Below are 20200 nucleotides of genomic sequence, written 5' to 3'. Positions count from 1 at the left end.
GAGACCTCCCCAGTCATTGTCATGACTTTGCGCCTTGTCCAATGGCAGTTCTCGTCTATTTTGACCCTCCAAGTGCAGGTTTGCGCAGGATTTGAACAGTTCGGAGCACGAAAATGGCGGAAACCTCCAAGATCGAGCTGACGACCATTGACCGGAAGATCCTGCGGGCGCTGCAGGAGGATGGGCGGATGACCGTACAGGCCATCGCCGACCGGGTGGGGCTCAGTGCCTCGCCCTGCCTGCGGCGGATCCGGCAGATGGAGACGGCGGGGATCATCGCCGGCTATAGCGCCACGGTGGACCAGAAGGCGGTGGGGCTGCCCGTCTCGGTGTTCATCTCGATCAAGCTGGAGCGGCAGCGGGCGCATGAGCTGGATGCCTTCGGGGCGGCGATCAGCCGGTGGCCGGAGGTGATGGAGTGTTACCTCATGACCGGGCAGTTCGACTTTCTGCTGCGTGTCGTCTGCGCCGATCTCGAGGCCTATGAGCATTTCCTGCGCGAGAAGCTCACGCAGGTGGAGGGTGTCGCGTCCATCGAGAGCAGCTTCTCGCTGGGGCAGGTGAAGTATTCGCGGGTGCTGCCGCTCTAGTTGAGGCGCTGGCCCGTGTCGGCGTCGAACAGGTGGACCAGGTCGAGATCGGGCAGGACGTAAACGGTTTCGCCCGGCCTGGCGCGGAGGCGTTCGCGGAAGATGCCGATGACCTGGTGTTCGCCGATCTGCATGCTGACCTGGGTTTCCGAGCCCATGGGCTCGACCAGCAGGACTGTGGCGGGGATGCCTGCATCTGTCAGCGCGAAATGCTCGGGGCGGATGCCATAGACGGCATTGCTGGCAGGCAGGTTGCCGGCGGGCAGGGGCAGGGTGATGCCGGCAGCGGCGAAGCCTTCGGGCGTGATCCTGCCGCCGATGAAGTTCATGGCGGGCGAGCCGATGAAGCCGGCGACGAAGAGATTGGCCGGCCGGTCATAGAGATCGAGCGGGGCGCCGATCTGTTCGACGCGGCCGGCATTCATCACCACGATCTTGTCGGCCATGGTCATGGCTTCGATCTGGTCATGGGTGACATAGACCGTGGTAACGCCGAGGCGCTGGTGCAGGCCCTTGATTTCGCCGCGCATGACGACGCGCAGCTTGGCATCGAGGTTGGAAAGCGGCTCGTCGAACAGGAAGACCTGCGGATTGCGCACGATGGCGCGGCCCATGGCAACGCGCTGGCGCTGGCCGCCGGAAAGCTGGCGGGGATAGCGATCGAGCAGCGGCTTGAGGCCCAGAATGTCGGCGGCCCAGTTTACCCGCTCGGCGATTTCGGCCTTGCTGGCGCCGCGATGCTCCAGCGAGAAGGCCATGTTGGTGGCGACGGTCATGTGCGGGTAGAGCGCGTAGTTCTGGAACACCATGGCGATGTCCCGGTCCTTGGGCTCGAGCTCGTTGACGACGCGGTCGCCGATGGAGAGTTCGCCCTCGGTGATGGTTTCGAGGCCGGCAATCATGCGCAGCAGGGTGGACTTGCCGCAGCCCGAGGGGCCGACCAGCACGACGAATTCGCCATCGGTAATGTCGATATCGACGCCGTGAATGGTGGCGACGTTGCCGTAGTTCTTCTTGATGGATCTGAGGCTTACGGGAGCCATGGCAATCTCCTTGTCAGCCTTTGAGGCCGGTATGGGCAAGGCCCTCGACGAACTGCTTCTGGGCGATGATGAAGACGACCAGCACGGGAATGGCCGTCATGGTGGCGGCAGCGAGTTGGATGTTCCACATCGCGCCGCCATAGGCGTCGGTGAACTGGGTCAGGGCCTGGGGCAGGGTGAACATCTGTGTCGAGGACAGGAACACGATGGGTTCGAGATAGAGGTTCCAGGAATGGAGGAAGGTGAAGATGGCCACGGCGCCGAGCGCCGGCTTGGCCAGTGGCAGGGCGATGAGCCAGAAGATCTTGAACCGGCCCAGGCCATCGACGCGGGCGGCTTCCTCCAACTCGCCGGGCAGGGCGATGAAGAACTGGCGCATGACGAAGGTGGCAAAGACCGAAGGCGCGCCGAATACCGGCACGAGGATCAGCGGCCAATGCGTGTTGATCATGCCCCAGCCCAGGAACATCTGGAACAATGGGACGATGGTCACCTCGGAAGGGATCAGCAGGCCCAGCAGCACAATCATAAAGATGGTGTTGCTGAAGGGGAATTTGATCCGGGCGAAGGCGTAGCCGGCCATGGACGAGACGATCATCGTGCCAAGGGTGACGATGGCGGCGATATAGGCGGAATTCCAGTATTGCCGGGCAAAGGGCTGCAGCTCGAACACCTTGGCATAGGTGGAAAAATCGAACCGTCGCGGCCAGAGGTCCGGCGGGAAGGCAAAGATGTCGCTGATCGGCTTGACCGAGGACGTCAGCATCCACCAGGTCGGGAAGACGAAGGGGATGAGCAGCACGCAGAGCAACCCGTAAAGCGCGACCCGCAGGCGGGGGGAGAGGTCAGTTTTCATAGAAGACGATCCGCTTGCGCATCTGCCACTGGACGAAGGTGAGGACCGCCACGATCACGAAAAGCAGGATCGACAGGGTCGAGCCATAACCGAAGAAGTGAAACTGGAAGGCCTGCTGATAGAGGTAGTAGACCAGCACGGTGGTGGTCATTCCCGGGCCACCCTGGGTCAGCACGGCGATCTGCGCGAAGACCTGGAGCGAGCCGACAATGGTGATGATCGAGGTCAACAGGATGGTCGGCGAAATCATCGGCAGGGTGATGCGGCGGAACTGCTTGAAGTGCCCTGCGCCATCGACGCGCGCGGCTTCATAGAGTTCCTTGGGCACGCCCTGCAGCGCAGCGAGGAACAGGATCATGTTCAGGCCGACATTCTTGAACACCTGGACGACGATGACCGAGATCATCGCGGTTGTCGGATTGCGCAGCCAATTGGGGCCTTCGACGCCGATCATGGCGAGCATGCCATTGATGCCGCCATTGTTCTGCAGCAGGAAGCTCCAGACGATTGTCCAGGCGACGAGCGACACCACGACGGGCGAGAAGAACAGGGTGCGGAAGACGGTAATGCCCTTGAGCTTCTGGTCGAGCAGCACGGCCAGCAGCAGAGCCAGGCTCATATTCAGCACGACGAGGCCCACCGAGAAGATGGCCGAGGAGAGCAAGACCTGGGGCAGGGCGCGGTCAGCGAGCAGCATCTGGTAGTTGGCGGCGCCGACGAAATTGAAGGTGTTGGCGAGCACGTTCCACTCGTGCAGCGAATAGTAGAACACCAGGCAAAGCGGGATCAGCACGAAGGCGATGATGCCGATGAGCTGCGGCGCGATGAAGAGATAGCCGGCAGCGGCGTCACGGCGCGCCATCGTCCAGAAGGGACGTTTTCTTGGGGGTGTCTCTGTCATCAGGCTCATTTTCGGTGGTTCCAGCGTCTTCTTTTCCTGAGGGGCAGAGGTGGCAGCCAGGAGCATAGATTTTGCATGCCCACCCGACCCTTCGGAACCACCCTCCCCACAGGGGGAGGGTGTCGACTTTGCGATCAGCGCGCGAGCAGTGGGCCGACGCTGTCGCAAACCGATTGCAGGACGGCAGGAACGTCGGCATCGGCGACCCAGAGCGCGTCGAGCGAGGAGCGGACGGTCTGCTGGATCTGGGCAAAGTTGGTATGGCCGGGCAGGACCATGCCATAGGAAATGCCATCGATCACCACGTTCTCGATCTGCTCGGCTGAGAGCAGGGGATTGGTGGCGCCCAAGGTCTGGGCGTTGAGCAGGCTGGCACGGGCGGGCGGGAAGAACTGGGCCAGCTTCTGGCTGTTTTCCGGATTGGTCATGTAGCCGAGAAAGGCAACGGCCGTTTCCACATTGGGGCTGGCGGCGAAGGCGCCGACGCCGGCCTGGCCCACCACGGCATAGGTGCCGACCGGGCCGCTGGGCAGTGGGACCAGATCCCAATCGAAGGGATTTTCCTTGGGCAGCAGCGAGGCGCGGCTGATCTGGGTTATGGTCATGCCGGTCTCGCCGGCAAAGAAGTCGATATCCTCGCCGGGACCGGGCATGGCACCGTCAACGAAGATCGCCTTGTGGATGGCGGTCATGGCGTCGACCATGGGCTGGTCGGCAAAGGTGCAGGTCTTGCCATCGGCGCTCCAGGGCGTGGCGCCCCAGGCGTTCCAGATCGACGCCATGTTCTGCCAGACCTGATACTTGAAGTCGCGGACGACGAGGCCCGTCTTGCCGGAGTGGCCAATAGTTGCCGCAGTGGCAAAAGCGTTGTCCCAGGTCCAGGCATCCTCGGCGATCAGCTCGGCCGGGGTTTTGGCGCCCGCGGCCTTGATGACGTCGTTGTTGACGAAGATGGCGAAGGGCGAGGTGGAGAAGGGGTAGGCGTAGAGCTGGCCGTCCTTCTGCCAGAGCGCCGTGGCCTGCTCGCTGACATCGGCCATGTCATAGCCTTCGGTAGCGGTGAAGGCTTCGGTCAGCGGGGCCAGCGCGCCGGAATTGACGAAGTCGGCGGCGGTGGATTCCAGGATCCAGGCCAGATCGGGCGGGTTGCCGCCGGCGATCTGGGTGGTCAGCGTCGTGGTGTAGTTCTCGAACGGTATGGGTTCGAAGGCTATGCTGACATCGGGGTTGCTCGCCTTGAAGCCCTCGGCGATCTCGTTGAACATGGCCAGATGCGCCTCGTTGGCGCTCCAGATGGTCATGCGCAGGTTGACTGCGTCCTGCGCGAAGGTGGGGGCGGTGAGCCCGGTGGTGATCGCCAAGGCGACGAATATAGAGCCTAGGATAGTCCTGCGCATGGTTGTTTCCTCCCTGTTCATGCGTATTAGCTAGTAGCCGCGAATATCGGGCCAGTGCAGTTCGACGCCCTGGTATTCGAGGTGAGACTGGAATTCGGAGAGCCGTGTATCGTCGGCCTGCACGCCGTGCGGGGTGGTGCCGGCGTCGAGGCAGTGGGCGGCCAGCATGCCGGCGACTTCGCCGATGTTCCACTCGACCGGATGGAGCCGGTAGCAGCCATTGGTGATGTGGGTGGTGCCGACATTCTTGCAGGCCGCCAACAGGTTGGTCATGCGGCGTGGAATGAGTGCGCCCAGCGGGATTTCGAAGGGGCAGGCACCGACGTCGATATAATTGTCACCACCTGTCGATGGGTGCAGGTCGATGCGGTACATGCCGACACCGACACTGTCGCGATAGCGGACGGCGCCGCGATCGCCGCGCACGGCCAGGGACAGGTCCTGCTCGACGACGGTGGTGACGGCGCGGATGCGCCGGCTTTCGCGGATATAGGGGGCCATGGCAAGGCCATGCTCGGTGCCGGTGATATCGCCGCGCAGGCGCAGGCCCGGAAAGCCCTGGCCGCCATCGAGACGCGGCGCCTCGGTCTGCATCCAGTAGAACATGGAATAGGACAGGCTCGCCGCATCGGCGAGGCGATCGGCATATTGCTGCTCGCTGACATCGATGATGGGCTGCTCGAAATAGTCGATCATCGGCCAGTTTACGAGGCAGATATCGCTGTTGTAGGCGCCAGGGCGGAAGTTGCTGCGCGCGGCGATGCGGCGGAAGATCCACAGGCTCATGTCGCCCGCATCGCGACGCTGATCGGCAACCATGCGCGCGCCGCTTTCGACCGGGTTGGGGTCAAAGGAGCGGCGACTGCGCTCGAGCGTGCGCGGATTGGGCGAGTTCCAGTCGATCAGCGGGCCGCCCCAGAAATCGGGAGCGACAGCACGCCAGTGCTCATACTTGGCCGGCTTGTCGATGGTGTGATTGCCATCGACATGGTCGACGGCAAAGCAGATCGACACGGCCTGCTGGTTGTGCGGCTGGGCCTCGGCCGGCGCGTTGGGTTCGCCGGTTTCGGACTGGGCCTCGAAGCCGGTGACATATTCGGTGCCGGTCAGCGGCAGCAGGTCGCCCAGTTCGGTGGCGTCGATGACATAGTGGGCCGAGCAGGTGACAGTGCGGCCGGTGTCGCGGTGGCGCAGGGTGACGGCGCGGACCTTGTCGCCATCGACATCGGCCGACACCGCGCGGTAGGGCTTGAGAATGGTCAGCTTGCCGCCGGCGGCATAGGGCGCGAGCCAGGCCTGCATGACGGCGAGCGACACGCGCGGTTCATGGCAGAGGCGGGAGACATTGCCATTGCCCGGATTGAGCGTGGGATTGGCGCGGGCGGCATCGGTCAGCGGATAGTGGTCGCGGTAATACTGGCGCACGCCTTCGCGCAGGGCGCGGTAGCTGGCGGTGACGCCGAACTGCTCGACCCAACTATGCTCGTCGGGCGGCACGGCCTGGCTGGTGAGTTGCCCGCCAATCCAGTCATGTTCCTCGGTGAGGATGACGGTCCGGCCATTGCGCAGGGCGCCAAGGGCCGCCGCGACGCCGCCGAGGCTGCCGCCGACGACCAGGATATCAGCATGGTATTCGGTCAATTCGGGAAATCTTTCGTGGTTGTGGGTGGCGCGAGGGTTTCGCCGAGAACGAGCGCGCAATCGAGCAGGGTCTGCTGCACGATGGTGGGATCGACCAGGGTCTGGATCAGCATGGCGGTGGCCTGGCGACCCATGTCTTCGCGCGGGATGGCGTAGCTGGCGAAGGCGCGGCGGTTGCGTTCGATGCGCAGGCTGCTGCCGAGCGCGACGATGGACAGATCGCCCGGGACGGAAAGGCCGCTGGCACGGGCGCAATCATCAAAGGCGATGGCGTCGGCCAGTTCGCCGAAGAAGACGATGCTGGCGCCGGCCTGCCGAACGGCGGCCAGTTGCGCCTGCGGGGTCGAACCGGTCTGGCTGTCGAGATGCACCAATTGCCCCTGGCCCTGCAGCGCGGTCTTGAAACCCTGCCAGCGGTCGCGGACGGATTCGCTGATGTCCGTCTGGCCGATGAAGGCGAAGGCGCGGTGGCCCATGACGAGGGCGCGTTCGACCAGGGCGGCGGTGGCGGTGACATAGTCGGCGCCGACATAGCGCACCGGGCCACCGGCATCGTCGCGGCGGCCGACGGCGACATAGGGATAGTCGCTGGCGACCAGCTGGGCGAGCTCGTCGGGATCGAACTGGGCGCCCAGGATGAGGCAGCCATCGGCGAGGCGCAGGCGACTGTTGTCGCCGAACATGCGCTTGCGACCGGCGGCGTCGCGGCCGGCGCCGGTCATCAGCAGCAGGTCATAGCCGAACTGCTCGGCCGCCTCCTCGATGCCCAGCAGGAAGGGGGTGTAGAAATCGGCCTGGGCGGACGGAAAGGCGGGTTCGTAGGTGAAGACGCCGAGGATGCGGTTGAGGCCCTTGACCATGCGGCGGGCCACCGGATCGGCGACATAGCCGGTTTCGCGGATGACCTTGATGACGCGGTCGCGCGTCTCGGCCGGGATGCGGCCTTCGGCGGAGCTGGCGCCGTTGAGCACCAGCGAGACGGTGGCCTGGCTGACGCCGGCGAGGCGGGCGATATCGCGCTGTGTGAGGCGTTTGACGGCGGCCACGCGATCCTCCCCGATCCCGGTTCCATGCGCTAATGCGTATTAGCAAGTTATGCGTATTAACAGCATGGGGTGGGTGGGAGTCAAGGGGGAGGGAGGGGTATTTGCGGGTGGGTATATCTGCGGCGGCGGCGAGGGGGCGGCGAGGGGGGCGGCGAGGGGGCGGGCGCGGTGGTGGATCGCCCGCGGGGCCGGACCGGGGGTGAGCCGGGTTACCAGCCGAAGAAGCTGTCGTCGTCGTCCGGGCCGAGCAGGGGGCCGCTGAAGGTGGGCGGGGTGACGGGGATCTTGGCGGACCAGCCGACGAGATAGGAACTCAGCACCCAGCCGGTTCCGGTGACGAAGCACCACTGGTCGTCGCGGGTGCAGTAGTCGAGCGTTACCTCGCTGCCATTGGCGAGGCGCCCAATGGCGGGATAGTGGTAGCCCGGCCCGGTGCGCACCGCGATATTGCCGCCGCTGACCCGCGCAGTGGGCGCGGCCAAAGCGGGCGCCACGAGCAGCATACAGGCAAGGACAGCGAGGATCGCGCGCATCGAGGGCTCCGGAAACGGGGTTCCGGAGTCATGCATCGGGCAGGCGGCGGTTTCAAGGCACGGCGCGACGACGCACGGCGCGGACGCCTGCGGTTTCACGGTATGAAGCGGCTTTCGCCCCGACGGCTTGCGCCGCCTGTTTGTTCAGTTTGAAGAGGCGAAAGCCGCTTCACACGATCCGGTTTTTCCGGCGCACGCATCGAGCGGCCACCCGCTATCGGGGTTGAGCCCGGCGGGGTGGGGCGGTTGCCAATCAGGCCGAAGCCATCCCGGACCTCCTTTCTGCAAGGAGCCGCAGTTCCCCACACGCCAGACCGGCCGGTGGTCAGCATACACGCCGGTGCCAGGCGACCCCGGCTGCCAGTCCCCCCGCCCGATGCTTCGTCGGCACCGCGTGACTGGCGGGGATGGGTCCATTATGCGCCCGGCTTCAGAAGCGGGGATAAGTTTTTCGGTCTTCCCGAAAAGCCTCGATGCCCTCGATGGTTAGCCACTCATCGCCATAGTCGTTATCGTGGTCGCGATGGGCGTATTTGAACAGGTCGAGCTTGAGATCGGCATCGCGCAGCATGGTGGCGAGTTGCCGATGCGTGACGGCCTGTCGCGGATCGAGGCGGGGCAGGGTGCGGGCGCCCGGTTCGCGCGAAATCAGGCGATAGGTGTCGGCCAGCAGGGCGGCGGCGGCCGCAACGAGCGTGGGGCTGGCGACCGGCCCGGTGCCGTCGGTGGCGGCCCGGCCCAGTTGCCGGCGCAAAGCGACCAGCCGCTCGGAAAGCCGCTCATGCTCCAGGACTTTGAGAAATGAAATGATCTCGACCATAGGGGGTCTCCTTTCGCCCACAGCATGGGGGCGGAAAGGGCGAGGGGGATAAGTTTTTTCCTGGGGGCGGGAGAGCGGGCGGTGGCGGGGCGCCCGTTACCCGGCCGGCAATCACGACTGGCTTATGGTCAGCGTGTTGCGCTCGGGGACGATCACCAGCTCATAGGGCCGGCTGATGCGATAGCGGTTCTGCTCGGGATTGAATTCGGCGAACCTGAAGCCGGCCTCGGCCATCTGGCTGGCCTCGGCCAGGGTGAGCGGCAGCTCTCGGGTGGTGCGGTTGGCGAGTTCGGTGGTGAAACTGGGCATGGCGGCCTCGACAGGTTGTGTTCTGGTTTTGTTCTAATATGGGCTGAGGTGAGAGTCGAGTGGGGCGGTGATCACAAGATGTATAAGCTGGTTCGCCCGTCGGTCCTGTACGAGGTCAACCCAGCCGTTGATCCCGGCCTTCCCCGGAAGGACATCGCGTGCGGTCAGGCCGTCCCGCGTGGGCGGGGCGGCCTCAGCCGCTAGAGCTTGACCTCGGCATTGTCGCCCATTTTCGGGGCGGCGCCGGTGACGGCGGCGATGGCCATCTTGGCGAAGGTGACGGCGGCATTGGGGCTGTCCCACAGTTCGCCATCCTCGGGAGTGACGGTGATCAGGCGAATGGCCGGATCGTTCTCGTCCTCCCACCAGGCCTTGTCCCAGTCGGACCAGAGTTCGGCGATCTTGGCGCGGTCATTGCTGAGCTTGGCCGTGCCCGCGATCACCACATATTTGTGGCCGCCGCTATCGACCCAGGCGAGCGAGACGGTGGGGAAGCGCTCGATCTCGCCATTCTTGTGGCCTTCCACATCGACCAGGAAGTGGATGGCATTTTCTTCGCGGAAGACGCGGGCGGAGAGCGGTCGGCTGCGCTGGTTCTGCCCGTCCCAGGTGGTGAACATGCAGATGTCGATCTTCTTGGTCAGTTCCCAGATCCGATCGGTCACTTCGGCCGGGGTCTTCTGGTTGTCGTCGGGATGTTCCTTGGCCATGTCTGGGCCTCCTGCTGTGGACAGGGGTAATGGCCGGCGGGACGGGTGGTTGCCGGGGATATTTTTGGCAGGCGGGTGATCCAAACGGGGGGGTGGGTGCAACCCCCACCTAGCCTCCCCCTGAAGAGGGGGAGGGACCGATCCGGGGTGGGGCTCGGGCGGTGGCGAGCCCCGATGCCCCTCCTCCCCCTTCTTGAGGGGGAGGCCGGGTGGGGTTCTCTTTCTGCACCACTCATGCCAGCCTTCACCCCGGAGGCGCCATGGACGATCCCATCAGCTTTGCCCGCCGGTTGCGGCGCGACCAGACGGCGGCGGAGCGCCGCTTCTGGGCGCTGATCCGCCCCTGGCGCGACAGCGGCTGGCACTGGCGGCGGCAGGCGCCGATCGGACCCTATGTGGTGGACTTCGTCTGCAAGCGCATCAAGCTGGTCGTCGAGATCGACGGCGACAGCCACTATGCGCGGCGGGGATGGCCCATGATGCGCGGCGGACCGATGCTCTCAGCGGGCTCGGCTACACCGTGCTGCGCTTCACCAATAGTGACATGCTGGAGAATGCGGATGGCGCGTTCGACGTGCTGCGCGGCGCGCTGGGCGAGCCCGAAAAGGGACCCCCACCTTAGCCTCCCCTGAAGAGGGGGAGGGACCGGTCGGTGATGCGGCTCGGGCGGTGGCCTGGCCACGTACAAAGGGGAGGCCGAAGGGCGCCTTGTATTAGTGATCTCTAGATGCCCCGAACGCACCACAACAAACCAACCGTTGATGTTGTGGCTCGCCAATTCCCAAAACCCAATTTTTAGGCGACATTGAACAAAATGAATCTGACGCGAGGGCACAGGATGAAGCCGCTAAAGGACATAACGTTTGGCTTCTCAGATGCGGAGAATTACAAGCGGCGCGAAAATCGAGAGCTGTTCAACAAAATTTTTCTTCGGACAGATGCGCTTGACGAGATATGCGAGCCAAATATCTTTTTTCTTGTTGGTGAGAAGGGTACAGGCAAAACAGCGTATGCGGTACATTTCTCAAACACGACATATCGAGAAAATAGGTCCTTTCACAAATTTATTAGAGAAACTGACTACCTAAAGTTCATCAGTCTGAAGAATGACAACAGATTGGAGCTTTCAGACTACACTAGTATTTGGAAGGTGATCGTCTACCTTCTAATGGCAAAGGAAATCGATAGCGACTCTGGTCTTGTTAGGAAAATTTCGTCAGGTTGGAAATATTCTGCGATCAAGAGCGCAGTGGATGAGTATTACAGCAGTGCGTTCGCCCCCGAAATTCCGTCCGCACTGCAGTTTGTCGAGAACTCTAAGATTTCGGCGGAGATGCTTGCGAAGTACTTAGGCATCGAAGCGAAGGCTAACGCGTCAAACGAGTACACCGCCAAGACAGACAGCAGCGTATTTCAGACAAATCTACTCTATATCGAAAAGCATCTTGAGGACGCGCTAAAGTCAATTAAGCTGTCAGAAAACCACATATTGTTTATCGATGGCATCGATATTCGACCAGAAACTATCCCGTTTGGCGACTATCTCGACTGCGTCAAGGGTTTGGCGAATGCGGTTTGGGCCATCAACAATGATGTATTTCCGTCAATTAATGACTCAAAAGGGCGGATGCGGGTTGTTCTCTTGTTGCGCCCGGACATTTTTAACTCGCTGGGCCTTGTGAACAGAAATACCAAGCTGAAAGACAATTCGGTCGTTTTGAACTGGAATACGAAGTACCCAACTCATCGAGGTTCGGACCTGTTCAAATTAGCGGATAGGATGTTCCTGTCCCAACAGGATGAGCCGTCAGAAACAGGAGCGTGCTGGGATCACTATTTTCCATTTGACGCCGCAAATTTGAGTGCTGAAATCAGTGGCCGATCATCGTTTGTCGCGCTGCTTCGTTATTCTTTTCACAGGCCGCGAGACATTCTTACCATTCTCGATACGTTGTATGAGCTGTACGTAAAGAAATTTCCGGAGAAGCGCAGTTTTGAGTTACGCGATCTGAACAGCCCAGAATTTCGTGACTCCTATAGTAACTACTTTCTTGGTGAGATACGCGATAGTCTTTCGTTCTATTACAACACTGAAGAATTTGAGACATTCTTAAAATTCTTTGAGTATTTGGAGGGGAAGAAGGGTTTTACGTATGAGCAATTCTTGGATTGTTATACTCAGCTTACTGGTTTTCTCGCGGGCCAAGGGAAAGCGCCTCCAAGCTTTATGAAAAATCCAGAGGAATTTCTACAATTTCTCTATGATGTAAACGTAATTTCTTACATAGAACGCGCAGATGAAGAGCGATTTATTCACTGGTGCTTCATCGACCGGACTATCACTAATATCTCGCCAAAGGTAAAGGCGGGGCTCGAATATGAAATTCACTATGGATTGACTTCCGCACTAAACTTGGGGAAGCCCCTACACGAGCGCCAGAATTCTAGAAGTGCGGCGAAGCGGGAGAAATTCTTCTCCGCAGTAATCCAAAAGTACTTCCCTAAGAAAGGTTTTGGTTTTTTGGAGGCTGACGGTTTTCCGGCTCCTATCTTCTTCCATAAGACGGGGCTGTCTGTGGGATACGACGTAAAGGCTGGCGATAGCGTAGTGTTCGAGATGAAGCAAGACGGCCAGGGTCGGCTAGTAGCCACGGGGATTGGAAGGAAGGGATCGCGGTAGGTGCCATTTGGCGGATGCTGAGCTCCGCCGGAATGTCATTGTGAGTTGGCGCAGTCAGTGTCATGAACCCTCGGGTCGAGCCAGAGAGTAGGGCCGTCCTGGTTCGACAGCCTTCCTTCTCGTGATGTCTGCTAGAAGAACAAAGACCCCTCGGGTCAAGCCCGAGTGTGATGAGCGGTGGTTGGGGCTAACTTACCTCCCCACTCAACGTATCCAACTCCATCTCCCGTAGCCGCTTGACCTCATCGCGCAGCCGCGCCGCCTTCTCGAACTCCAGGTTCGTCGCAGCCTCCCGCATCTGGGCTTCCATGTCCTTGATGACGGCCGCCAAATTCGCGCCGACCTGGACCTGTTCCTTGCCGTCGCGACCCTTGCCGATCGAGATCGTGACGTGGTCCTGTTCGTAGACGCTGTCGACGATGTCGTGGATGTTGGAGCGGACGGATTGGGGGGTGATGCCGTTGGCTTCGTTATAGGCGAGTTGTTTCTCGCGGCGGCGGTTGGTTTCGGCGAGGGCGCGTTCCATCGAGCCGGTGATGCGGTCGGCATAGAGCACGACCTTGCCGTCGACGTTACGCGCGGCGCGGCCGATGGTCTGGATCAGCGAGGTTTCGCTGCGCAGGAAGCCTTCCTTGTCGGCGTCGAGGATCGCCACGAGGCCGCATTCGGGGATGTCGAGGCCTTCGCGCAGCAGGTTGATGCCGACAAGGACGTCGAAGGCGCCCAGGCGCAGGTCGCGGATGATTTCGATACGCTCGATGGTATCGACGTCACTATGCATGTAGCGGACGCGGATGCCCTGTTCGTGCAGGTATTCGGTGAGGTCCTCGGCCATTTTCTTGGTGAGGACGGTGAGCAGGGTGCGGTAGCCGGCCTTGTTGGTCTGGCGGATTTCGTCGACCACGTCATCCACCTGGGCCTTGGCGGGGCGGATTTCGACCGGGGGATCGATCAAGCCGGTGGGGCGGATGACCTGTTCGGCGAAGACGCCGCCGGTCTGGTCCATTTCCCATGAGCCGGGCGTGGCGGACACGTAGACGGATTGCGGGCGCATGGCGTTCCATTCCTCGAAGCGCAGGGGACGGTTGTCCATGCAGGAGGGGAGGCGGAAGCCGTATTCAGCCAGGGTCGCCTTGCGGCGCAGGTCGCCGCGATACATGGCGCCGAGCTGGCCGATGGTGACGTGGCTTTCGTCGACGAAGACCAGGGCATTGTCGGGGAGATATTCGAACAGGGTCGGGGGCGGCTCGCCCGGCTTGCGGCCGGAGAAGTAGCGCGAATAGTTCTCGATGCCGGCGCAGGAGCCGGTGGCTTCCATCATTTCGAGATCGAAAAGGGTGCGCTGCTCGAGGCGCTGGGCTTCGAGGAACCGGCCGGCGCCGTTGAGCTCCTGGAGGCGCGCCGCCAGCTCGGAGCGGATGGCCTTGATGGCCTGGTTCATGGTGGTGCGCGGCGTCACGTGGTGGCTGTTCGCGAAGACGCGGATGAAGGTGAGGTCGGCGGATTTCTTGCCGGTCAGCGGATCGAATTCGGTAATGGATTCGATCTCGTTGCCGAAGAGGCTGACGCGCCAGGCGGCGGCTTCATAGTGGGCGGGGAAGATTTCGACCGTATCGCCGCGCACCCGGAAGGTGCCGCGCACGAAGCCGGTGTCGCCGCGCTTGTATTGCAGGGCCACGAGCTTGGCGAGCAGCTCGCGCTGGTCGATCTTCTGGCCCTTCTGTACGTCGATGGTCATGGCGGTATAGTCTTCGACCGAGCCGATGCCGTAGATGCAGGAGACGGAGGCGACGATGATGACGTCGTCGCGCTCGAGGATCGCCCGCGTCGCCGAGTGGCGCATGCGGTCGATCTGCTCGTTGATGGTGGATTCCTTCTCGATATAGGTGTCCGTCCGCGGCACATAGGCCTCGGGCTGGTAGTAGTCGTAGTAGGAGACGAAGTATTCCACCGCATTGTCGGGGAAGAAGGACTTGAACTCGCCATAGAGCTGGGCGGCGAGGGTCTTGTTGGGGGCGAGGATCAGCGCCGGGCGGTTGGTGGCGGCGATGACCTGGGCGGCCGTGAAGGTCTTGCCCGAGCCGGTGACGCCGAGCAGGACCTGGTCGGTCTCGCCATTGTTGATGCCCTCCACCAGCTCGGCGATGGCGGTGGGCTGGTCGCCGGCGGGCTGGTAGCTGGTCTGCATGCGGAAGGGGCGGGCGGGGCTGCGCTTTTCGAGCCGGTTCTGCGCCTTGTGCGGCACCCAGGGGGATGAGCCTTCCACCTCCTTGCGGCCATGCAGGATGATCTGCTCGAGCGCCTTGACGGTGGCGGTGACGCCGACGGTCTGAGCGTTTTCGAGGCTCTCGCCCTTGCGGGCCTTGTTCTTCTTCACCGAAGCGTCGAGCGCCTCGCGCAGGCGGGCCTGGGCTTCCGGATCGGCCGCGGCGGCGCGGGAAATCTCGCGGGCCGATGGCTTGTGGCCGAAGCCGGCCTGGGCCGGTTCGCCCATGCCGTCGAAGTCGATGCGATCGACGGAGTTGATCTTGGTCTTGCTGGTCTTGGCCGACATGCCGGTGGCGGTGTCGTTGTTGGACTTGGTGGAGCGGCGCTTTTCCAGCGCGGTCTTCTTCTTTTCCGCCTGCTGGGCTGCCTTCAGCGCCGCCGCCTCGGCTTCGGCAGCGTCGGATGCCAGCTTCTGGTCGGCGCGGTCGAGCGCGCGCTTGTTGCGCATGCGCTCGGCATAGAGCGGCTTGGACGCGGCGATATCCTCGGCCTTCTCGATCTCGCCGAGGAAGTCGTCGATGGAGAATTCGGCTTTGCCGGGGCGGGCGGATTTGTCGGCCATGGGGATTGCTCGCGTTCGAGTTGTCGCGCTTCCGAACCGGATGACCGGTCACCACTTTACCTGGAAGCGCTCCAGCGCTGGATAAGGCGACTCAGATGGGGAACGAGGCGCGGTTGTGCAATGTCCCGGGCAGCATAACGGGTCTCTAACGGAGAGGGAACGGGGGCTGCTGACAGACGGTGGCAGCAGCCCGCGTGGGGTCAGTCGGCGCGGGTGACGCGGACAATGGTCGAGGTGCCGGCTTCCGGGTCCTCGGTTACGGCATAGACGGCGCCATCGGGGCCGACGCGCACGTCGCGGACACGGGCGTCGAGCGGCACACGTTCCTCGAAGGCAACGCGATCACCCTCGAGATGCGTAACGACAATGCCGGTCGCGACCAGACCGCCGATGAGGAAAGCGCCATTCCATTCGGGGAATTCCTCGCCCTCATACCAGGCCATGCCCGATGGGGCGATGACCGGATCCCAGTAATAGACCGGCTGCTGGGTGTCGGCATCGGCGGTGATGCCCTCGCCGATCGCCTCGCCGCTATATTCGATGCCATAGGCTACATCGGGCCAGCCATAGTTGAGGCCGGGCTCGGGCCGATTCAGCTCATCGCCGCCGCGCGCGCCGTGTTCGACCAGCCAGAGGCGGCCGTCACCATCGAGCGCCGCGGCCTGCACATTGCGGTGGCCGAGGCTCCAGATTTCGGGCAGGGCGCCCTCGGTGTCCGCAAAGGGATTGTCCGCCATGGGCTGGCCGTCGAGATCGACATGGAACACCTTGCCGAAGCCGCTGGCCAGTTCCTGGGCCTGGACGCGCGTCACCTCGTCGGAGCGCTCGCCGACGGTGATGTAAAGGGAACCGTCATCGGTCGGCACGATGCGGGAGCCAAAGTGCTTGTCGCCGTCATAGGTGGGCTGCTGCTGGAAAATGACGGAGACATCTTCGAGCGTGCCGCCGCCGGCATCGTCGAGGGCCAATGTGGCGCTGGCAACCGCGGTGCCGTTGCCGCCATCGCGCGGCTCGGCATAGGACAGGAAGATGCGGCCCGAGCTGTCGAAATCAGACGCCAGCGCCACGTCGAGCAAGCCCCCCTGGCCGCGCGCATCGACTTCGGGCACGCCGGGGATTTCCGGACCAAGCTCGCCGTCTTCGCCGACAATGTGCAGCGTGCCCTGCTTGGCGGTGACCAGCATGCGCCCATCGGGCAGGAATTCCATGGCCCAGAGCTGTGGCAGGCCTTCGGCCACCACTTCACTGGTGGTCTCGACCAGGTCGGCCGGCTGGGGAGCGCGGGTCTGGCCGGGGAAAGCCGGAACCTGATCGGGGGCATTGGCAGGCTGGGTCTCGACGGGTTCGCCCGCCGGGACTGCATCGCCTTCGGCAGGTGCGCTGCCTTCGACTGGTGCTTCAGGAGATGTCGCATCGGTCTGCGCCAATGCGGGAGTGACCAGCAGGGCCACCGAAAGTGCGGTGCCGGCCAGAAGGCGTGAGGTCTTCAGCATGATATATCCTATCCGGAATCATCAAATTGAGGGGCTTTGGCAGTCGCTGCATGCAGCGTGTGAGAGACCTAAGGCGTGAGGGCGCGGTCCGTTGCAGCGCCGGCGATCACTAATCCTCGAACGAGCGCAGGCGCCGCTGCAGGGCCGCCGAAGGAATTCGGCTGGGGCCTGTCGAAGGCGGCGGGGGCCGGTCGTCGTGGAAGCAGAGGGCGGCATGGGCTGCCGGTTGGGAGATGACGATGAAAACAGCGGGATGGGTATTGAGCGGGCTGATCGGCCTGTTCCTCGCGGGGGCCTCGGCGGCGCCGAAATTGCTGGGTCTGGCGGTGGCGCGGGAGCCCATGGAGGTGGTGGGGTGGCCGGCAAAGTACCTGGTGCTGATCGGCCTGATCGAGCTGGGATGCATGGTGCTGTTCCTGATCCCGCGCACGGCGCTGCTCGGCGCGGTGCTGACCACGGGGCTGCTGGGCGGCTCGCTGGCGGCCAATCTGCGGGTGGACAATCCGCTGTTCAGCCATACCTTGTTCTCCATCTATCTGGGGGCGGCGGTGTGGCTGGCGCTGTGGCTGCGCGACACCAAGGTCCGGGCCGTGTTTCCAGTGATCAAGAAGGGGGAACGGGCATGACCGACCTGCATTGCGGCTGCGGCAAGGTGCATCTGGACGTGCGCGAGGCGCCGATCATCGTGGCGGAATGCCACTGCACGTCCTGCCGCGAGGCGAAGCGGCGCATGGAGGCGCTGCCCGGTGCACCCAGGGTGACGGGCCAGAACGGCGGCTCGCTTTACGTGCTCTATCGCAAGGATCGCGTGCGCATCGTGGCCGGCAAGGAATGGCTGCGCAATTTCCGCCTCGGGCCCAAGTCGCATACGCGGCGGGTGATCGCCAGCTGCTGCAATACGCCGGTGCTGACCGAATTCCAGGGTGGCCACTGGGCGAGCCTATACGGCAATCTGTGGCCGGCCGGGACGCTGCCGGCGCCCGACCTGCGCACCCAGACCGGCAATGTGCCGGCGGGCGTGACGCTGGATGACAGCGTACCCGCGGGCGGCTGGGAGACGACGAAGTTCTACTTCGGCCTGCTGCTGGCCTGGGCGGCGATGGGTTTCAAGTCGCCGGCGCTGGCGCTGGATACGCCGGAGGTCGAGCTGCGGGGGTAGGGGTGTTTCGTCGACTGAATTCGCCCCTGGGCGCACCCTAAACAGCCGAAGCCGGACGGCTTCCGGAAGATGCCGGACGAGGCCCGGCCCGGGACGGACGGCTTGGCGCGGTTCCAAGTTGTCGGCACGTCGCGATGTGGTTCGCCAACAGCGATTACTGCATGCCTCGCTTGCTCGAATGAGCACGGTCTGGTTTAGGAATAGCGAACACTTCAATGATACTCATGCAGGCTAGCCCGGGTCTTGCCCGGGCCATGCGGGCCGTGGCGGTCCGGTGCGCGAGGTGAAGTGGTTTGACGTCCACTTGGCAAATCCTGATCGGCAATGTCGCCGTGGTGATGCTGGTCGTATTCGGCTGGGGCTATGCCCGCTCGCGGCTCTTTGGCCTGTCCGGCGCGATGCGCGGCGCGCTGTTTGGCGCGACCATGGGCGTTGGCGCCATTGCCACTATGGCCATGTCGGTGGAATTCGAGCCGGGCATGTATGTGGACATGCGGGCGACGCTGCTGGTGGTTGCCGGCCTGTTCGGGGGCCCACTGGCGGCTGTTATCAGCGGTCTGCTAGCGCTCGGCTGGCGCATCGGCATGGGTGGCGCCGGCATGGTGCCGGGCATCGTGGTCATCACCCTGTTCGTGCTGGTGGGCCTCGTTGGACGGCTGCTGATCGGCCGTCGCAGAACGAAAGTATGGCATTGCCTGGTGGCGGGGGGCGTTGCGGCCCTGGTCTGGATCGGGGCGCTGGTGGCAGTCTCGCAGGGGCCCATCGTGCCGCTGCTGCTCAATATCAGCGTGCCGCAGATGCTGCTCAATGTGGTGGCGACGGGGCTCGCCGGCATGGTGGTGCTGGAGGCGCGGCGGCGCTCGGCGGAACGCGACCTGCTGGCCGCCGCCTTGGCCCAATCGCCCGACTTCAACTATATCAAGGACCGGCATGGGCGCTTTGCCGCGGTGAACAATACGGTCGCCGAATTCAACGGCTTTGCGCGGCCGGCCGAAATGGTCGGCAAGACCGATTTCGACCTGACCACGCCCGAGCGGGCCAGCATGCTGTCGGCGCATGAGCGGGAAATCCTCAGCGGCGAGAAACCGCGGGTGGATTTCGAGGAATTGTTTGTCGACAAGAGCGGGCGGGAGCGCTGGTTTTCCACCTCGAAGGTGCCGTTGCACAATGCGGCCGGGCAGATCATCGGCCTAGCCGGCGTGACGCGGGACGTGACGGTGGACAAGACGCTGCGGCAGGAGCTGGTCGAGAGCCGGGATACGCTGTCCTATGCGCTGGCGGAGATGAGCGACGGGCTGGCCATGTTCGATGCCGAGGGGCGGCTGGTGTTCTGCAACGAGCAGTATCGCGCCTGTTTTCCCCACACCGGAAAGTTGCGGCAGCCGGGCGCCTATCTGCGCGACATCCTGCAGGCAGTGGTGGAGACCGGGGAGCAGATCACCGTGCCGCGGCACAATCCGGAAGCGTGGATCGACGCCATTGTCGCCAACCTCGCCGTGGAGAGCGAGGAGGAGATCAACCTGTTCGACGGCCGCTGGCTGCAATTGCGCACGCGGCCGACCAGTTCGGGCTCGACCATGGTGGTGATCGCCGATGTAACGCGCATGAAGCTGGCCGAGCTGGCGCTGCACACGACAACCAACCAGCTCAAGGAACTGGTGCGCACCGACAGCCTGACCGACCTGCTCAACCGCCGGGCTTTCGACGAGGCCATCGAGACCGAGACACGGCGCAGCGCCCGGGCGGGCACGGCGCTCAGCCTGTTGCTGGTCGATGTGGACCACTTCAAGGCCTTCAACGACCGCTATGGCCATCCGGCGGGCGACGAATGCCTGCGGCTGGTGAGCCAGCATCTCAAGGCCAGCATCAGGCGGCCGACGGACCTTGCCGCGCGCTATGGCGGCGAGGAGTTCACCGCCATCCTGCCCGATACCGATGCCGAGAGCGCCCAGCAGATTGCCGAGGCCTTCCGCAGGGCGCTGGCGGAGTCTCGGCTGCCCCACGAGTCGATCGAGCGTGGCTATGTGACGGCCAGCGTGGGGGTGGCCACTTATCCGCCGGAAAACCTGCATCGCGACCCGCTGGAGCTGGTGCGCACGGCCGATGAGGCGCTGTACCGGGCCAAGGCGGCCGGCCGCGACCGCGTGGTGGGCACGCGGATCATCGGCAAGGATCGCACGGCGGCCTGACGG

At 63.4% G+C, this 20200-nt stretch carries 18 protein-coding genes and 1 pseudogene; 7 read left to right on the top strand and 12 right to left on the bottom strand.

Annotated elements, in window-relative coordinates:
* Nucleotides 1-113 precede the first annotated feature (113 nt).
* Nucleotides 114-590, top strand: a complete 477-nt coding sequence (locus ACLI1C_RS13515) for an Lrp/AsnC family transcriptional regulator (RefSeq protein ID WP_411397557.1) — start codon at nucleotides 114-116, stop codon at nucleotides 588-590.
* Here ACLI1C_RS13515 and ACLI1C_RS13510 read toward each other — a convergent pair.
* The 10 genes from ACLI1C_RS13510 to ACLI1C_RS13465 all read right to left on the bottom strand — a co-directional run bounded on the left by ACLI1C_RS13510 (nucleotide 587) and on the right by ACLI1C_RS13465 (nucleotide 9846).
* Nucleotides 587-1633 (bottom strand): ABC transporter ATP-binding protein, encoded by a 1047-nt coding sequence (locus tag ACLI1C_RS13510; RefSeq protein WP_411397556.1) that lies wholly within the window; start codon nucleotides 1631-1633, stop codon nucleotides 587-589. The genes ACLI1C_RS13515 and ACLI1C_RS13510 overlap by 4 nt on opposite strands.
* 13 nt (nucleotides 1634-1646) lie before the next feature.
* On the bottom strand, nucleotides 1647-2489 hold the full coding sequence (locus tag ACLI1C_RS13505; protein WP_411397554.1) for a carbohydrate ABC transporter permease: 843 nt from the start codon (nucleotides 2487-2489) through the stop codon (nucleotides 1647-1649).
* Nucleotides 2479-3399 carry a carbohydrate ABC transporter permease gene (locus ACLI1C_RS13500; protein ID WP_411397553.1) on the bottom strand — a complete coding sequence of 307 codons (921 nt, stop codon included), beginning with the start codon at nucleotides 3397-3399 and terminating at the stop codon, nucleotides 2479-2481. The genes ACLI1C_RS13505 and ACLI1C_RS13500 overlap by 11 nt, the downstream gene beginning before the upstream one ends.
* A 125-nt stretch (nucleotides 3400-3524) precedes the next feature.
* Nucleotides 3525-4787 carry an ABC transporter substrate-binding protein gene (locus ACLI1C_RS13495; protein WP_411397551.1) on the bottom strand — a complete coding sequence of 421 codons (1263 nt, stop codon included), beginning with the start codon at nucleotides 4785-4787 and terminating at the stop codon, nucleotides 3525-3527.
* 30 nt (nucleotides 4788-4817) lie between these two features.
* Complete coding sequence (locus ACLI1C_RS13490; RefSeq protein ID WP_411397550.1) at nucleotides 4818-6428, bottom strand: FAD-dependent oxidoreductase; 1611 nt, start codon at nucleotides 6426-6428, stop codon at nucleotides 4818-4820.
* Nucleotides 6425-7474, bottom strand: a complete 1050-nt coding sequence (locus ACLI1C_RS13485; RefSeq protein ID WP_411397548.1) for a LacI family DNA-binding transcriptional regulator — start codon at nucleotides 7472-7474, stop codon at nucleotides 6425-6427. The genes ACLI1C_RS13490 and ACLI1C_RS13485 overlap by 4 nt, the downstream gene beginning before the upstream one ends.
* Before the next feature lie 209 nt (nucleotides 7475-7683).
* A complete protein-coding gene (locus ACLI1C_RS13480; protein WP_411397547.1) occupies nucleotides 7684-8007 on the bottom strand; it encodes an SH3 domain-containing protein in 324 nt (107 codons plus the stop codon).
* A gap of 430 nt (nucleotides 8008-8437) precedes the next feature.
* Nucleotides 8438-8827 (bottom strand): hypothetical protein, encoded by a 390-nt coding sequence (locus ACLI1C_RS13475; protein ID WP_411397545.1) that lies wholly within the window; start codon nucleotides 8825-8827, stop codon nucleotides 8438-8440.
* A 111-nt stretch (nucleotides 8828-8938) separates the two neighbouring features.
* Nucleotides 8939-9136, bottom strand: a complete 198-nt coding sequence (locus ACLI1C_RS13470; RefSeq protein ID WP_411397543.1) for a hypothetical protein — start codon at nucleotides 9134-9136, stop codon at nucleotides 8939-8941.
* Between the two features lie 200 nt (nucleotides 9137-9336).
* Nucleotides 9337-9846, bottom strand: coding sequence for a pyridoxamine 5'-phosphate oxidase family protein (locus tag ACLI1C_RS13465; protein WP_411397541.1), 510 nt, complete (start codon nucleotides 9844-9846; stop codon nucleotides 9337-9339).
* A 260-nt stretch (nucleotides 9847-10106) separates the two neighbouring features.
* Here ACLI1C_RS13465 and ACLI1C_RS13460 point away from each other — a divergent pair.
* The 3 genes and pseudogenes from ACLI1C_RS13460 to ACLI1C_RS13450 all read left to right on the top strand — a co-directional run.
* A pseudogene (locus ACLI1C_RS13460) lies at nucleotides 10107-10256 on the top strand (DUF559 domain-containing protein); the annotation flags it as partial.
* A gap of 59 nt (nucleotides 10257-10315) precedes the next feature.
* Nucleotides 10316-10468, top strand: coding sequence for a DUF559 domain-containing protein (locus tag ACLI1C_RS13455; RefSeq protein WP_411397540.1), 153 nt, complete (start codon nucleotides 10316-10318; stop codon nucleotides 10466-10468).
* A 192-nt stretch (nucleotides 10469-10660) separates the two neighbouring features.
* Nucleotides 10661-12526 carry a cold shock domain-containing protein gene (locus ACLI1C_RS13450; RefSeq protein WP_411397538.1) on the top strand — a complete coding sequence of 622 codons (1866 nt, stop codon included), beginning with the start codon at nucleotides 10661-10663 and terminating at the stop codon, nucleotides 12524-12526.
* 187 nt (nucleotides 12527-12713) lie between these two features.
* Here ACLI1C_RS13450 and uvrB read toward each other — a convergent pair whose 3' ends face one another.
* Nucleotides 12714-15080: an excinuclease ABC subunit UvrB gene (gene uvrB / locus ACLI1C_RS13445; RefSeq protein WP_411398331.1), complete on the bottom strand. Its 2367-nt coding sequence runs from the start codon at nucleotides 15078-15080 to the stop codon at nucleotides 12714-12716.
* A 476-nt stretch (nucleotides 15081-15556) separates the two neighbouring features.
* On the bottom strand, nucleotides 15557-16849 hold the full coding sequence (locus tag ACLI1C_RS13440) for a PQQ-dependent sugar dehydrogenase (protein WP_411397536.1): 1293 nt from the start codon (nucleotides 16847-16849) through the stop codon (nucleotides 15557-15559).
* A gap of 239 nt (nucleotides 16850-17088) precedes the next feature.
* On the opposite strand from ACLI1C_RS13440, the gene ACLI1C_RS13435 reads away from it, so the two are divergent.
* The 3 genes from ACLI1C_RS13435 (at nucleotide 17089) to ACLI1C_RS13425 (ending at nucleotide 20197) form a co-directional block, all read left to right on the top strand.
* Nucleotides 17089-17475, top strand: a complete 387-nt coding sequence (locus ACLI1C_RS13435; RefSeq protein ID WP_411397534.1) for a DoxX family protein — start codon at nucleotides 17089-17091, stop codon at nucleotides 17473-17475.
* Nucleotides 17472-18008, top strand: a complete 537-nt coding sequence (locus ACLI1C_RS13430; RefSeq protein WP_411397532.1) for a GFA family protein — start codon at nucleotides 17472-17474, stop codon at nucleotides 18006-18008. Before ACLI1C_RS13435 ends, ACLI1C_RS13430 begins: the two co-directional genes overlap by 4 nt.
* Before the next feature lie 293 nt (nucleotides 18009-18301).
* Nucleotides 18302-20197, top strand: coding sequence for a diguanylate cyclase domain-containing protein (locus ACLI1C_RS13425; protein WP_411397531.1), 1896 nt, complete (start codon nucleotides 18302-18304; stop codon nucleotides 20195-20197).
* The last annotated feature ends 3 nt before the right edge of the window (nucleotides 20198-20200 follow it).

Source organism: Devosia sp. XGJD_8, assembly GCF_046614475.1.
Taxonomy (GTDB): Bacteria; Pseudomonadota; Alphaproteobacteria; order Rhizobiales; family Devosiaceae; genus Devosia.
Note: the sequence above shows the minus strand (reverse complement) of the source record. Positions and strands in the feature narration are given on the sequence as shown.

What these genes read in the sequence shown, in the direction of transcription:
- ACLI1C_RS13505 (WP_411397554.1), bottom strand. Translation starts at nt 2,489, where the DNA reads ATGAAAACTGACCTCTCCCCCCGCCTGCGGGTCGCGCTTTACGGGTTG.
- ACLI1C_RS13450 (WP_411397538.1), top strand. Translation starts at nt 10,661, where the DNA reads ATGAATCTGACGCGAGGGCACAGGATGAAGCCGCTAAAGGACATAACG.
- ACLI1C_RS13435 (WP_411397534.1), top strand. Translation starts at nt 17,089, where the DNA reads ATGAAAACAGCGGGATGGGTATTGAGCGGGCTGATCGGCCTGTTCCTC.
- uvrB (WP_411398331.1), bottom strand. Translation starts at nt 15,080, where the DNA reads ATGTCGGCCAAGACCAGCAAGACCAAGATCAACTCCGTCGATCGCATC.
- ACLI1C_RS13455 (WP_411397540.1), top strand. Translation starts at nt 10,316, where the DNA reads ATGGCCCATGATGCGCGGCGGACCGATGCTCTCAGCGGGCTCGGCTAC.
- ACLI1C_RS13510 (WP_411397556.1), bottom strand. Translation starts at nt 1,633, where the DNA reads ATGGCTCCCGTAAGCCTCAGATCCATCAAGAAGAACTACGGCAACGTC.
- ACLI1C_RS13495 (WP_411397551.1), bottom strand. Translation starts at nt 4,787, where the DNA reads ATGCGCAGGACTATCCTAGGCTCTATATTCGTCGCCTTGGCGATCACC.
- ACLI1C_RS13430 (WP_411397532.1), top strand. Translation starts at nt 17,472, where the DNA reads ATGACCGACCTGCATTGCGGCTGCGGCAAGGTGCATCTGGACGTGCGC.
- ACLI1C_RS13515 (WP_411397557.1), top strand. Translation starts at nt 114, where the DNA reads ATGGCGGAAACCTCCAAGATCGAGCTGACGACCATTGACCGGAAGATC.
- ACLI1C_RS13500 (WP_411397553.1), bottom strand. Translation starts at nt 3,399, where the DNA reads ATGAGCCTGATGACAGAGACACCCCCAAGAAAACGTCCCTTCTGGACG.
- ACLI1C_RS13470 (WP_411397543.1), bottom strand. Translation starts at nt 9,136, where the DNA reads ATGCCCAGTTTCACCACCGAACTCGCCAACCGCACCACCCGAGAGCTG.
- ACLI1C_RS13475 (WP_411397545.1), bottom strand. Translation starts at nt 8,827, where the DNA reads ATGGTCGAGATCATTTCATTTCTCAAAGTCCTGGAGCATGAGCGGCTT.
- ACLI1C_RS13440 (WP_411397536.1), bottom strand. Translation starts at nt 16,849, where the DNA reads ATGCTGAAGACCTCACGCCTTCTGGCCGGCACCGCACTTTCGGTGGCC.
- ACLI1C_RS13480 (WP_411397547.1), bottom strand. Translation starts at nt 8,007, where the DNA reads ATGCGCGCGATCCTCGCTGTCCTTGCCTGTATGCTGCTCGTGGCGCCC.
- ACLI1C_RS13465 (WP_411397541.1), bottom strand. Translation starts at nt 9,846, where the DNA reads ATGGCCAAGGAACATCCCGACGACAACCAGAAGACCCCGGCCGAAGTG.